Origin of the sequence: Kitasatospora sp. NPDC094019 (genome assembly GCF_044764505.1) — a bacterium.
GTDB lineage: Bacteria > Actinomycetota > Actinomycetes > Streptomycetales > Streptomycetaceae > Kitasatospora.
This window is the reverse complement of sequence record NZ_JBIWIF010000002.1, coordinates 122,089-135,381: the sequence shown is the minus strand read 5'-3', so window position 1 is coordinate 135,381 and position 13,293 is coordinate 122,089. Positions and strand designations below refer to the sequence as shown.

The 13,293-nt window shown below is 75.6% G+C and carries 10 protein-coding genes; 2 read left to right on the top strand and 8 right to left on the bottom strand.

The genetic code is table 11. The features are described from left to right. Positions 1-312 carry a hypothetical protein gene (locus tag ACIQ9P_RS05670; protein ID WP_402350201.1) on the bottom strand — a complete coding sequence of 104 codons (312 nt, stop codon included), beginning with the start codon at positions 310-312 and terminating at the stop codon, positions 1-3. A 144-nt stretch (positions 313-456) separates the two neighbouring features. On the opposite strand from ACIQ9P_RS05670, the gene ACIQ9P_RS05665 reads away from it, so the two are divergent. Next, positions 457-2,160 carry an FAD-dependent oxidoreductase gene (locus ACIQ9P_RS05665; RefSeq protein ID WP_402350198.1) on the top strand — a complete coding sequence of 568 codons (1,704 nt, stop codon included), beginning with the start codon at positions 457-459 and terminating at the stop codon, positions 2,158-2,160. Between the two features lie 53 nt (positions 2,161-2,213). Here the strand turns inward: ACIQ9P_RS05665 and ACIQ9P_RS05660 are convergent, their stop codons facing one another. Beyond that, positions 2,214-3,251, bottom strand: a complete 1,038-nt coding sequence (locus ACIQ9P_RS05660) for a polyprenyl synthetase family protein (RefSeq protein ID WP_402350195.1) — start codon at positions 3,249-3,251, stop codon at positions 2,214-2,216. Between the two features lie 255 nt (positions 3,252-3,506). On the opposite strand from ACIQ9P_RS05660, the gene ACIQ9P_RS05655 reads away from it, so the two are divergent. Then, positions 3,507-4,700, top strand: a complete 1,194-nt coding sequence (locus tag ACIQ9P_RS05655; RefSeq protein ID WP_402350192.1) for an alpha/beta hydrolase — start codon at positions 3,507-3,509, stop codon at positions 4,698-4,700. 69 nt (positions 4,701-4,769) lie between these two features. Here the strand turns inward: ACIQ9P_RS05655 and ACIQ9P_RS05650 are convergent, their stop codons facing one another. The 6 genes from ACIQ9P_RS05650 to ACIQ9P_RS05625 all read right to left on the bottom strand — a co-directional run bounded on the left by ACIQ9P_RS05650 (position 4,770) and on the right by ACIQ9P_RS05625 (position 13,239). Beyond that, entirely contained in the window at positions 4,770-5,369 is a 600-nt protein-coding gene (locus tag ACIQ9P_RS05650) for a TIGR03086 family metal-binding protein (protein ID WP_402350189.1), read from the bottom strand. 178 nt (positions 5,370-5,547) lie between these two features. Next, positions 5,548-6,306: an SDR family NAD(P)-dependent oxidoreductase gene (locus ACIQ9P_RS05645; protein WP_402350186.1), complete on the bottom strand. Its 759-nt coding sequence runs from the start codon at positions 6,304-6,306 to the stop codon at positions 5,548-5,550. 283 nt (positions 6,307-6,589) lie between these two features. Beyond that, positions 6,590-7,357, bottom strand: a complete 768-nt coding sequence (locus ACIQ9P_RS05640; RefSeq protein WP_402350183.1) for a transglycosylase family protein — start codon at positions 7,355-7,357, stop codon at positions 6,590-6,592. A 673-nt stretch (positions 7,358-8,030) separates the two neighbouring features. After that, positions 8,031-8,699 carry a response regulator gene (locus ACIQ9P_RS05635; RefSeq protein ID WP_402350180.1) on the bottom strand — a complete coding sequence of 223 codons (669 nt, stop codon included), beginning with the start codon at positions 8,697-8,699 and terminating at the stop codon, positions 8,031-8,033. 98 nt (positions 8,700-8,797) lie between these two features. After that, on the bottom strand, positions 8,798-10,546 hold the full coding sequence (locus ACIQ9P_RS05630; protein WP_402350177.1) for a sensor histidine kinase: 1,749 nt from the start codon (positions 10,544-10,546) through the stop codon (positions 8,798-8,800). A gap of 206 nt (positions 10,547-10,752) precedes the next feature. Then, positions 10,753-13,239, bottom strand: a complete 2,487-nt coding sequence (locus tag ACIQ9P_RS05625) for a SpoIIE family protein phosphatase (RefSeq protein ID WP_402350174.1) — start codon at positions 13,237-13,239, stop codon at positions 10,753-10,755. Positions 13,240-13,293 lie beyond the last annotated feature (54 nt).

The following is a 13,293-nucleotide window of genomic DNA, read 5'->3' as shown; positions in this document are numbered from 1 at the left end:
TCAGGACTGGTCCCAGGCGTCGACGGTCAGCAGCGCGTCCGCCGGGCAGCCGGCGATCCGGTCCGGGTGCAGCTCGCGCGAGCTGCACCCGGCACCGGGCACCGAACCGTCGGCGAGCAGCGGCAGCACCTCACCGGCCCGGACGGTGAACCGGTGCGGGTAGCCGTCGAACCGCGACCGTTCCGCCCGCCCGGCCGCGACCAGTCCGGTGATCCAGTCGATCCCGTCGAGCCCGGCCTCCCACTTGGCCAGCACGACGTCCTCGCCGTCCCCCGGCACCGGCAGCGTCACCACGAACCACCAACCGAGCATCCGCGCACCCCTCCCCCGCCGGCCCCGTGCGGGCCGCCACGAGCGTACGCGCTGGCGCGCGTATCCGGCGCCCGTTCGCCGCGCGCGCCCCGACCATGATCGAATCGTCCGTCGGGAGCGGTCGGGGGAGCGGGGGAGACGGACATGGGGACCAGCGGCAGGCGGGTGGCCGTGCTGGGCGGCGGGGTGGCCGGGCTCACGGCGGCGACGGAACTCGCCGAACGCGGCTACCGGGTCACGGTGGTGGAACCGACCGGCTGGGGCGGCAAGGCGCGCAGCTCCGCCGTCCCCGGCACCGGGACCGGCGGCCGCCTCGACCTGCCGAGCGAGCACGGCTTCCGGTTCTTCCCCGGCTTCTACCGGAGCCTGCCGGACACCTTGCGCCGGATCCCGGTCACCGGTCGGCCGGACGGCGTCGCCGGAAACCTCCGCGAGGCCACGCACATGCTGACGGCCCGCTCCGGCCGGGTCGGCGAAGTCCTCACGGACGTCTCGCTCGCGGCCGGGGCCCGCAGCCCGCTGGAGTTCCTGCGCGCCACCGGCCTGCGCCCCGGCAACGGAACCGCCCTCGGTCCCGGCCTGACCGACGGGGAACTGCTCTACTACGCGAACCGGCTGCTGGTCTACATGACCAGCAGCGACGAACGGCGGCTCGGCCAGTGGGAGTCCACCTCCTGGTGGGACTACACCCGCGCCGACGGCGCCTCGGAGGAGTACCGCCGGACATGCGTGGTCGGGAACACCCGGACGGTGGTGGCCGCCCGGGCCGAGGTGTGCAGCACCCACACCGTCGGCGGCTTCCTGGAGGCGTTCGGCTACGGCTTCCTCGGCCTCGGCGAGGTCCAGGCCGCCGACCGGGTCCTGAACGCCCCGACCAGCACCGCCTGGATCGATCCCTGGATGGCGCACCTCGGCGCCCTGGGCGTCCGGACCGAGCTCGGGTGGGCCGTGGACCGGCTGACGGTGGCCGGGGGCGCGGTCACCGGCGCGGTCCTGCGCGGACCGGGCGGGCGGCGCGAGGAACTGACGGCCGACCACTACGTCTGCGCGCTGCCGGTCGACCGGATCGGCACTCTGCTGGAACGCGGACTGGCGGCCGCCGACCCGGAACTGAAGAGCGTCACGGAGCTGCGGACCGACTGGATGGTGGGCATCCAGTTCTATCTGACCGAACCGGTGCCGGTGGTCCGCGGCCATGTGCAGTACCTCGATTCGCCCTGGGCGCTGACCTCGATCAGCCAGGCACAGTTCTGGGACCGCGACTTCCGCGCGACGTACGGCGACGGCACGGTCGCCGACTGCCTGTCGGTCGACATCTCGGACTGGGACACCCCGGGCATCCGCTACGGCAAGCCCGCCCGCGAGTGCACCCGGGCCGAGGTCGCCACCGAGGTCTGGGCCCAGCTCCGCGACGGACTCAACGGCCCCGGCCGGCCGACCCTGCACCGGGGGCTGCTGCACTCCTGGCACCTGGACCCGGCGGTGCGCGGCCTGGACGGACCGGGACCGGCCGTCAACGACGAGCCGCTGCTGATCAACACCACCGGGTCCTGGGCGCACCGCCCGGGCGCCGCGACCGCGGCGCCCAACCTCTTCATGGCCGGCGACCACGCCCGGTGCCCGGTCAACCTGGCCACCATGGAGGGCGCCAACCAGGCGGCGCGGCTGGCGGTCAACGCGCTGCTCGCCGCCACCGGGCACGACGCCGCGCCGGCCGAGGTGCACGAGCTCCACCGGCCCGCCGAACTGCGTCGCCTGAAGGAGGTGGACGCCGAACTGTACCGCCAGGGCCGGGCCCACATCCTGGACGGTCCGGCGCCGTGGGAGGAGGCCGGACCGCGCGCTTGACCGGGTGGTCCGCGGTCAAGCGCCCCCCGCGGTGCCCCCTTCAGCACTCCCGGTCAGCACTCCCGGTCGGTGATCAGTGCTGTCAGCGCCGCCAGCTCGGCCGCGGCGGCACGGTCCCCGGTGAGCTCGCCCAGCCGGTCACGGGCCGCGGCCGCGTGCCCGGCGGCCCGCTCGGTGGTCCACCGTCGCCCACCGGCCCGCTCCACCAGCAGCGCCAGCCCGGCCGGATCCACCGGTTCGCCCGCGGCCGCCCGCCGGTACTCCTCGGCGAGCCGGTCACCGGCTGTCGTGCCGGAGTCGAGCGCCGCCACCACCGGCACCGAGAGCTTGCGCCGACGCAGGTCGTTGAAGACCGGCTTGCCGGTCACCGCCGGGTCGCCCCAGATCCCCAGCAGGTCGTCCACCAACTGGAAGGCCATGCCGAGATCGTGACCGAACGCCGCCCACCCGGCCACCGCCCCGGGCCCGGCCACGCCGTACAGCGCGCCCAGGCGGCAGGCGCAGGAGAACAGCGAGGCGGTCTTGGCCGCCACCATCTCCAGGCACTCGTCCGGACCCACCCTCGCCCTCCCCTCGAAGGCGAGGTCGAGGCTCTCCCCCACGGCCAGGTCGACCAGCGTCGCCAGTAGCGCGGCCGACGCCTCCCGGCCCACATCGTCCCCGGCGCCGTCCACCTCACCGTCCTCGTCGCCGTCCACCAGGACATCGAGGACGGTGAGCAGCAGCCCGTCCGCCGAACGTGCGGCCGCGGAGGGCCCGAACACCCGCCAGGCGGCCTCCCGGTGCCGCCGCACGGTGTCACCGTCCAGCACGTCGTCGTAGAGCAGGGAGAGGTTGTGCACGGCCTCCACCGCGGCGGCGGCGGGTACCGCCCGCCGCCGGTCCCCGCCGACCGCCCCCGCGCAGGCCAAGGTCAGCGCCGCGCGGACGAACTTCCCGCCCTGCCCGGGACCCTCCCCGGACCAGCCGAACTGGTACGCCGCCACCTCGCCGGCGCTCCCGCCCAACCGGTCCACCCATGCGCGCAGTTGACCCTCGCACGCCGCCCCGGCCGCCCGCAGCAGCCGCTCGACCGACACCTCTCCCGTCACAACCCCGTCCTTCCGTCCGTTCCCCGCGCTGCCACCCGCGCCCGACAACGATCTTCCCCCGCCCCGCTCCCCCGGAGCACCGAGGTCCCGGCCGGGCGGACACCGGTGGATCCGCCGCACCGGCGGCACCGCGCCGGGGCGGCACCGCGACCACTGCTCCCCCCTGGCCCGCCGCGGGCCCGGCCTGGCGGGAGCCGAAAGGCACGCCCTAAGGTGAGGCGGCACCAACATCGCCGACACTAGGGGTGGTTGAGGATGATCCGGCGTCGATCGCTGCTGACGTTCGCGGGCGTGGGAGGCGCGGCGCTGACCCTGCCGGGTGCCGCCGCCGCGCATGCCGCCCCTGCTCCCGTGCCCGACGCCGCGCCCGCCGCCCGGCCGGGGCCGATCGACCTGCCGGGGCCGACCGGGCGGCACCCGGTCGGCACGGTGTCGCTGCGCCTGGTCGACCAGGACCGGCAGGACCCGTTCGCCCCGGCGGCGGGGCCGCGCGAGCTGATGGCGCAGCTCTGGTATCCCGCGACCGGGACCGGCGGACGGGCGCGCGCGCCGTACACGACCGCACGGGTGGCGGCGGCGCTGGAGCGGACCGCCTACCTCGACCCGGGAACGCTCGGCCGGCTGCGCCCGACCGCGCGGGCGGCCGCGCCGACGGTTCCGGGGGCCCTCCCGCTGCTGCTGCTCGGGCACGGCCGCAAGGGCGGGCGCAGCAACTGCACCGCGCTCGCCGAGGAGTTGGCGGCGCACGGCTACCTGGTCGCGGCGATCGACCACACCTACGACGCGGCCGCCGTCGAGTTCCCGGACGGCCGGGTGGTGACCAGTGCGCTGGAGGACGAGCCCGCCGACTGGGACGCCGCCGAGCGCAAGGAGATCGGCGTCCGGGCGGCCGATCTCCGCTTCGTGGCCACGGAGTTGACCACCGGCCGGACGGCCCGGTGGCACTCCGGACTGCCCTGTGCCGACCCGGCGCGGATCGGCGTGCTCGGCCACTCCATGGGCGGCGCGGCGGCCGCCGAGGCGGTCCGGCAGGACCGGCGGTTCGCGGCCGGGCTGGACCTCGACGGCGGGCTGTTCGGCTCACCGGTTCCGGAGCAGGGTCTGGACCGGCCGTTCCTGCTGCTCACGGCACTGGACGACCACGACACCTGGCGGCGCTGGCGGGAGCACCAGCGTGGATGGGGGCGGCAGCTGCGGCAGCGCGACTCCGGCCATCTGAGCTTCACGGACCTGCCGCACACCGCCGGCCCGGGACACGTGGCCGACCACCTGCCGCCGGAGGTCTACGCCCAGCTGTTCGGCACCGTCGCCCCGGAGCGCGCGACCGAGCTGGCCCGGACGTATGTGCGGGCGTACTTCGACCGGTTCCTGCGCGGGCGCCCCTCGCCGCTGCTGAACGCGCCCTCGCCGCGCTACCCGGAGATCTCCCTGCTCTGGAGCCGCGGCTGAGCCGGAGGGCCGAGCCGGTCCGCACCTTCGCGCCCGGGGGCGCCGGACGCCCCCCGGGCCCGCCCCGCGCTACCCGGCGGCCCCGGGCTCGCGACCGAAGAACGCGGCGAGCCGGTCGTACACCGGCGCGTCCTCGGCGACCGCGATCTCCGGGCCGAAGGCGTGCCGCTCCTCCTCGCTCCCCCGGTACTCGGGCCGCAGCGCGCCGCGCGCCCAGGCGAGCGCCGCCAGGCCGACCTCCTGGTCGAGCCCGGCCGTGGACTGGCCGGTGGCCCGGGCGAGGTCCCAGCCGTGCGCGGCGAACTCGGCGATCTGCTGGTCCACCGGGAAGCGGGCCGGCAGTTCCCCGACACCGGGGATCTCGATGACGCCGTCGAGGTCGCCCGCCTTCCGCCAGGCGGCCACCAGCCGGTCCGCGCCGGACTCGAAGCGGTGCAGCCAGTCGTCCTCGACCCGGTCGAAGGGCTCGGACCAGTCGGGGTTGCCGCCCTCCGCCCGGACCGTGAACTGCCGCAGATCGTTCAACAGATGACTGATCAGCTGTCCGACGTCCCAGGAGTGGCAGGGGGTCGGGTGATCGGCGAGTTCGGCGCCGACGCCGTCGATCAGCCCGGCGGTCTGTGCGAGCGCGCGGGCGAGCAGCTCGATCGGGTCTTCGGCTCCGGTCATGACGCACCTCTCGGTCGGCGGGGCCGCGGCGGCCCCTCACCCGGGACCCGTGCGCGGGCGCGCGGCCGTCGGGACGCGCGCCCGCCCACGTGGTCGGTCCGGCCGATCGTAGACGCGGGCACCGACAACCGGCCCGGAGGAACGCCCCGGGCCGGCCGTCGGCGTGTCCGGCCGCGGATCAGCCGGCGAAGCCGCCGTCCACGGCGATCTCGGCGCCGGTGATGTACCGGCCCTCCGCACCGGCCAGGTGCGCGACCGTCGCGGCGATCTCGGAGGGCCGGCCGAAGCCGCCGACCGCGGTGAAGCCCGACTGGAAGTCGGCACCCGGGCCGTCGGCCGGGTTCAGCTCGGTGTCGACCGGGCCGGGGTGGATCACGTTGACGGTGATCCCGCGCGGTCCCAGCTCGCGGGAGAGCGTCTTGGTGAGCCCGATCATCGCGGCCTTGCTGGTGGCGTAGAGGCTGCCGCCCGCGAAGGCGGCCCGCTTGGCCATGCAGCTGCCGATGGTGACGATCCGTCCGCCCTCGGTCAGGTGGGGCACCGCCGCCTGGGCGAACAGGTACGGCGCCCGGACGTTGACCTCCAGCACCCGGTCGATGTCGGCGAGGGTGGTCTCCTCGATCGGGCCGACGTGACCCACCCCGGCGTTGTTGACCAGGATGTCGAGGCGCCCGAAGCGCTCGGCCACCGCCGCGACCACGGCGCGGACCTCCTCCGGGTCGGCGCTGTCGGCCCGGACCGCCCAGCCGCGCCGGCCCATCGCGGTGATCTTGGCCGCGACGGCCTCGGCCCGCTCGGCGCTGCCCAGGTAGGTCACCACCACGTCGGCGCCGTCCTCGGCGAGACGCAGGGCCACCGCCTCCCCGATCCCCCGGCTGCCGCCGGTCACCAGGGCCACCTTGCCGTCGAGCGGGGCGATACCGGCAGTGATCGTCATTTCTTCGGAACTCCTTGTGTCGTTCGTGGACATGACTCGATCCTCGACCGTGACGACCCGGGAGTCCGGCGGTATTCGGACGTCGCGCTTCAACGTTCAACTACCACTGGCGCGCACCCCGCCCCGCGCACCCCACCCCGCACACTCCGCCCGCGCGCCACCCCGCACGCCGACTCCGCCCCGCGCGCCGCCTCCGCCCGCCTCGCCCCCGACACGCCGAACGGCCGCCCCGGGGGCAGGGCGGCCGTTCGGTCCACCGGAGTGCGGGACCGGTGGTGCGGGGTCAGAAGGACAGGGTCTGACCCGGGAAAATGAGGTTCGGGTCGGCACCGATCGCCTTGAGGTTCCGGGCGTGCAGGCCGGCCGTGTCGAGGCCGAACTTGGCGGCGATGCCGCTCAGCGTGTCGCCGCTCTTGACGACGTAGCCACCGCCGGCGAAAGCCTTCTCGGGCGCGGCGGAGCCGGCGGCGGACGCGGCGGGCTTCGCGGCACCCTGCGGCGGGGTCTGCACCGGGGCCTTGCGGGCGGGGGCCTTCTGGCTCTGGGCGGGAGCCTGGGCCGCCTTGGCGGGCTGCTGCTTGACCGGCTGCTGCTTGGCCGGCTGCTGCGCCTTGGGCTCCGCGTCGGGCGCGTCGGCGACGACGGCGGGCGCGCCGCCGCGGCTCAGGCCCGCCCTGACCGAGCAGACCGGCCAGGCACCGGGGCCCTGCGAGGCGAGGACCTTCTCGGCGACGGCGATCTGCTGCGCCCTGCTCGCCTGGTGGGCCTGCGAGGCGTAGGCGGCGCCGCCGTACGCCCTCCAGGTCGAGGGGGCGAACTGCAGTCCACCGGAAAAGCCGTTGCCGGTGCTGATGCTCCAGTTGCCGCCGCTCTCGCACTGGGCGACGGCGTCCCAGGCGGTGGCGGGGGCGGCAGCGGCCGAGGTGGCCGTGACGAGGCCGGCCACCGGCAGGGCCGCGAAGGCGGCGCCCGCCACCACGGCCATCCGAACGCGGTTGCGCTTGGTGGCGGCGGTGGTGGTGGCAGCGGCGGTCTCGTGACGGGGATTCATGGAAGTCCTCTCGACAGACCCCGGGCAGGCATGCGGAACCAGGCCCCTGCCGGGGCCGGTTGTCGCTCCCTCACTCGCTGGGCGACCGCACACGTGTCCGACGTGCCGTGCCGCCCCGGCCACCCTCCGCTCGCCGACAGCCTGTTGAGGCCGGTCACGTCGGCTGCCACCGCCCTGGTGCCGATGGTCGGTCGGCGGGCCGTGGGTCGGGGGTGAACCCGGGTGGTGCTCGTTGCACCGCCAAAGAAGCTACGGGCGCTACCGGGCCGCATCAAGCAATTCTTGGTCGTCCCAGGTCAGTCGACTGTTACCGGCGGTATCGATCATGAAACTGACCCGGAAACGACCGCCTTTGACCGCATTCCCCAGCCCAAACGGTCGATTTCCGTGCGCTCGCTCACATCGGGTCGGCCGAAAGTCCGGGCGCTTTGTCGACTTACCGTCACTGATCACTGACGCCCCGTCATGTCCGCGACCGGAGTTCCCGATTCCGCCGACCGCCGGGGTGGCGTTCGCCACTCCGACTACCGAGCGTGAGCGAAAAATCGCTCAGCGCATGGCACACGACCCGTCCTTGCACGCACCAAACGGTCCGGCGCCCCGTCCGCCGAACGCACCGTCAGTCGCCGTCCGGGCCCCGCCGCCGCCCTCCCGACAGCCCGTCGGCGCGTCCTCAACCGACGTCGCCCAGCCCGGCGTCCCGGGCCAGCAACGCCGCCTGCACCCGGTTCTCGCAGCCCAGCTTGGCCAGGATCCGGCTGACGTACGTCTTCACCGTCGCCTCGCTCATATGGATCCGGGCCCCCGCGTCCGCGTTGGACAGCCCCTCGCCCAGCAGCGCCAGCACCTCCAGCTCGCGCCCGGTCAGTACCTCCAACCGCTGCCGGGCCCGGGCGCCGCGCGCCGCGACGGGGCCCGACCGACCGCCCGCCAGCGAGTCGACGATGTGCCGGGTCGCGGCGGGCGACAGGAAGGCGTGCCCGGTGGCGGCCGCCCGGACGGCCTGGATCAGCTCGGCCGGCGCGGTGTCCTTCAACAGGAAGCCGGCACCACCGTCGCTCACGGCGCGCAATACGTTGTCGCGCTCCCCGAAGGTGGTGAGGACGATCGCCCGCGCGCCGGGGGCGACCCTCGGCAGCTCGGCGAGCGCCGACAGGCCGTCCAGGACCGGCATCTGGATGTCCAGCAGCACGACGTCCACCCGGTGCGCGCGGGCGAGGTCCAGCGCCTGCCGACCGTCGGCGGCCTCGGCCACCACGTCGATGTCGTCGGCGGAGGACAGGATCATCCTGATCCCGGCCCGGATGAGCGGCTCGTCATCGGCGACGAGGACTCGGATCACTGCTGGTCATCCCCTTGGTACTGGTCCTGGCGGGCTGCTCCTGACGGTGCGGCGGCGGACCGGCCGGTGCCCCGGGACCATCCTGGCATCCCCGTCGTTCACTGCTTCACCTGGTACTGCTGCTTCTCGACCAGCACCCCGTCCTTGAAGCAGAACCGGACGACGGCGTCCTCGCCCCAGGCGGTCCCCCCGTTGTCGTCGAAGAGATAGCGGACACAGTCCGCCCCATCCGGCGGCGTGGGGCCGGTGCCCTCCAGATTCCTCAGGAAGAAGTCGCTGCCCCGCGGCAACTGCTTCCGCACCTCCGCCTCCGGGGTGCCGGGCACGGCGCTCTCGTAGACCGACCGCTTCACCGTGGAATCCTCCGCGCCCCGGACGAAGCCGGCCACGCCCCAGACCAGCAGCCCGAGCACGGCCGCCAGCACCGCCACCCCGCCGACCGCGCAGCCGATCGCCGGACTGCGCCGCTTCGGCGGCCCGGCCGCCGCCCCGGGCATCCCGCCCGGCCAGGCGTCCGGCTCCGGGTACGAGGCCCCGATCCCCGGTCCGGCCGCCGGCCCCGCGTCGACGCCCTGGGCCCCGGCGCCGTCCGCCCCCTGGTACGGCAGCACGGCGGCCAGCCGGAAGCCGGCCCCCGGGGTCGGACCGGCGTGCACCATGCCGCCGACCAGCCGCGCCCGCTCGCGCAGCCCGGTCAGTCCCTGACCGCCGCTGACCACCGCCGGGGCGGCGCCACCGGCGCGCACCCCCACCGGCTCGGGCGCCGCCGGGTTCACCACCTCCACCACCAGCGCGTCCGGCTCGTAGCGCAGCGCCACGGTGATCGGCGCCCCGGGGGCGTGCTTGTGCGCGTTGGTCAGCGCCTCCTGCACCACCCGGTACGCCGCGTGCCCGGCGGACGCGGCCAGCGGACGGCGCTCGCCGTCGCGGACCAGCGAGACCGGCGTACCGGCCGCGCGGGAGGAATCGACCAGTCCCTCGATCCCGTCCACGCCCCCGGTGCCGACGCCCCCCGCCCCCGCTGCTCCGGCTCCGACTCCGGCTCCGGCGACCGACGGGGACCCCGGCCCCGGCGGGAGCGCCGTCGACTCGTCGTGCAGCACCCCGACCACCTCGCGCAGCTCCCGCATCGCCGCGACCGCGGCCAGCCGCAGCACCCCGACCGCCTCGCGCTGCCGGTCGGTCAGCGTCCGGTCGACCTCCAGCGCCCCCGTGTGCACCGAGATCAGGGCCAGCTGGTGGCCCAGGCTGTCGTGCATGTCCTGGGCGATCCGGTGCCGTTCGCGCAGCCGCGCCTGGTGCGCGATCATCGCGTGCTCGCGCAGCAGTTGCTCGTTGCGCTCGCGCAGCGCGTCGGTCAGTGCCCGGCGCTGCGCCCGGTACCGGCCCCAGAGCGCGGGCAGCACCGCCAGCAGCAGATAGCCGCCCAGCGAGAATCCGACGATCAGCTTCACCGGGATCTGCCCGGCGTCCTTCAACAGCCCGAACACGGTCATCAGCGCCCAGCCGGCCGCGAACGAACCGGCCAGGACCCCGACCCGGCGGATCCGGGCACCGGCCGACCAGCCGACGCAGACCAGCAGCGGCAGGGTGCCGCCGCCGAGGCCGCTGGCGACGGCGGTGAGCACCAGGGCGGTCGCGGGCAGGCCCCGGCGCAGCAGGAAGAGGACCGCGGAGGCCAGTGCCGTCGGCAGGGCCAGCCCGGTGCGGCTGAGCACCTCGATCGGCGCGGCCAGCCCGGCGATCAGCAGCGCTCCCACCAGCTCGCGGACCACCAGTCCGGGCCGCCAGGGCCCGGGCAGTGCCGTTCGAACCGCCTTCGACCAGGCTCTCGCTATGACGTCCACCCGTCGAGGCTAACGAATCACCCCTGGTCACCGCCGTCACCGTTCGTCGCCGCCGGCTCCGACGAAAGTCGTTCCCGCCGCCGGGACGGACCGGCAGGGGACCCCGCACCCCACACCCCGCAGCACCCCGCCCCACCCCGCGCACCCCACACCCCGCAGCACCCCGCCCCCACCCCGCGCACGTCCCACGCACCCCGCGCCGGGAGTCAGCTGTACCCGGTCAGCAGCAGCGCCACGTCGTCCACCCGGTGCGTGGAGCCGACCTCCCGCAGCACCCGGTCGGCCAGGCCGTCCAGCCCCGCCACCGCGATCAGCCGGCCCGCCTCCGGCCCGGCCAGCGCCGCCCGCAGCCGGTCCACGCCCGCGTCGATCTCCACCGCCGGGTCCTCGACCAGGCCGTCGGTGTAGAGGGCGAGCACCGAGCCGGGCTCCAGTCGCAGGTCGCTGACCGGGTACACCGCGTGCTGGTCGACGCCGAGCAGCGGTCCGCCCGGCACCTCCAGCGCCTCGGCCCGCCCGTCCGGGTGGCGGAGCACCGGCGGCAGATGGCCGGCCCTGGCGACCAGGGCGGTGCCCTCCCCCGGGGTGAGGCGGATCAGGCAGCAACTGGCGAGCAGCCCGGGGTCGAGGTCGAGCAGCAGCTGATTGGTCCGGGCCAGCACCTCGTCCGGCGGGTTGCCGCCGGTGGCGAAGGCCCGCACGGCGCTGCGCAGCTGACCCATGGTGGCGGCGGCGCCGACGCTGTGGCCCTCGACGTCGCCGATGACCAGGCAGAGGTCCCGCCCGGTGACGATGGCGTCGTACCAGTCTCCGCCGATCTCCATGCCCTGGGTGCCGGGCAGGTAGCGGGCCGCGATCCGGACCCGCTCCAGCCGGGGCAGCCGGTGCGGGAGCAGCGCCTGCTGGAGGCCCCGGGCGAGGGTGAACTCGGCGTCGTACAGCCGGGCGCGTTCCAGGGCCTGGGCGATGAAGCCGGCCAGCGCGGTGAGCAGGCCGCGCTCCTCCAGGGTGAACGGCCGGGGCCGGTCGAAGCCGAGGATGCAGCTGCCGACCGGGTGGCCGGAGGCGATCAGCGGCAGGAACGCCCAGGCGCCCATGTCGTCCAGGGCCAGTCCGGGGTAGGCGGCGGCGAGCTGCCCGACGTTCTCGAAGAAGATCGGGGTGCCGGTGCTGAGCGTCTCGGCCCCGGGCACCCGGGCGCCGACCGGGGTGCCCTCGAAGCGGTCGAGGAAGCCGTCGGGGTAGCCGCTCTGCGAGACCAGGTGCAGGTGCTTCTCCCGGATCGTGTAGATGGCGAGCTCCTGTCCGCCGAGGGCCGGGAGGATCTCGTCGGCCACCGCCCGGCAGACCTCGCGGACGGTGACCGCCTCGCTCAGCGCGCTGGCCAGCTGGAGCAGGTGGTACATGACGCCGAGGCCGGTCCAGGCGCCGGGCGCGGCGGGTTCGGGGGCGGGCGCGGCGGCGTCGGGCGGCGGGTCGGCGGCGACCACCCGGCCGGTGACGCCGTGCGCGTCGGGGTAGAGCGAGAAGGCCAGCCAGTGGTCCGGCGGCCGGCGGGCGAGGAAGGCGGTGGGCTGCTGGGACAGCAGGGCGGCCCGGTAGCGGTTCTCGTACACCGGGTCGGACAGCCAGGGCAGCACCTGCCACGGCTGGTGGCCGACGAGGTCCTCGCGGCGGGCCTGGAGCAGCAGCTCGACGCTGTGGTTGGCGTAGGTGATCCGGCCGTCCGGGTCGAGCGAGAAGACGCCCTCGCGCAGCCGCTCCACGGCGGCGGCCGCGGCGGTGCCGGTCCGGGTGTCGAGCACGGCGCCGACCAGACGCCCGCGGGCCCCGGGACCGTCGCGGGGCACCCGGGCCCAGAGTTCGACGGGGTAGGGGTGGCCGTCCCGGTCCAGTACCCGCAGCCGCGCGGCGAGCACCCGGCCCCGGTCGAGGGCGCCGCGCACGGCGGCCCGGAACTCCGGCAGGTCGCCGGGGGCGATCCGGGCGGACAGGGTCTCGGCGCGGCCGTCGAAGTCGCCCGGCGCGATCCCGAAGATCTCGCAGAACTGGTCGTCGGCGGCGACCTCGCCGAGCGCCACGTCCCAGTCGAACAGGCCGACCCGGGTGGTCGGCGCGGACGGCGGGGTGAGTTCGACGACGGTGGTCTCGCCGTTCGGCTCCACCGGGTGGCCGGCCTCCTCCAGTCCGGCCAGTCCCGCGGCCAGCCGGGCGGCGACCGCGCGCACGTGCCGGCGCGCGCCCTCGGGCACGCCGTCGTCCGAGGCGGCCCACAGCACGCCGAGCACCCCGAAGACCTCCTCGCCGGCCCGTACCGGGACGCTGGCGGAGGCGAAGTCGTAGGGCAGACCGACGGCGAGCTGCGGGAAGCGCCGCATGGTGTCCTCGGTGTCGGCGAGCAGGACCGTGCGGCCGGTGCGGTAGCTGACCGCGATCGGCAGCGGGCCGGCCGCGGCGACCCGCCGGAACGGCCCGAGCACCGACAGCGGCACACCGGCGACCGCGCACAGCACCAGCGAGCGCCGGTCGCGGGAACGCAGGTAGACGGTCGCGCCGTGGGCGTCGGTGCCGCCGAGGACCGTCCGGACGGCGGAGGTCAGCAGGACCTCCCGCTCGCGCGCGGGGTCCCGTTCGGCCGGCCCCGCCGGATTCGGGGCAGCACCCGGCCCAGGGCGGCGCGGGTCGGGACGCACCGCCCGGGCATCCCGGCCGCTAGGTGGCGGACCGGGCGGGTCCGCCGGAACACC

Excerpts from the sequence above, each read along its gene's own strand:
- ACIQ9P_RS05670 (WP_402350201.1), bottom strand. The coding sequence starts at position 312 with ATGCTCGGTTGGTGGTTCGTGGTGACGCTGCCGGTGCCGGGGGACGGC.
- ACIQ9P_RS05665 (WP_402350198.1), top strand. The coding sequence starts at position 457 with ATGGGGACCAGCGGCAGGCGGGTGGCCGTGCTGGGCGGCGGGGTGGCC.
- ACIQ9P_RS05655 (WP_402350192.1), top strand. The coding sequence starts at position 3,507 with ATGATCCGGCGTCGATCGCTGCTGACGTTCGCGGGCGTGGGAGGCGCG.
- ACIQ9P_RS05650 (WP_402350189.1), bottom strand. The coding sequence starts at position 5,369 with ATGACCGGAGCCGAAGACCCGATCGAGCTGCTCGCCCGCGCGCTCGCA.
- ACIQ9P_RS05645 (WP_402350186.1), bottom strand. The coding sequence starts at position 6,306 with ATGACGATCACTGCCGGTATCGCCCCGCTCGACGGCAAGGTGGCCCTG.
- ACIQ9P_RS05640 (WP_402350183.1), bottom strand. The coding sequence starts at position 7,357 with ATGAATCCCCGTCACGAGACCGCCGCTGCCACCACCACCGCCGCCACC.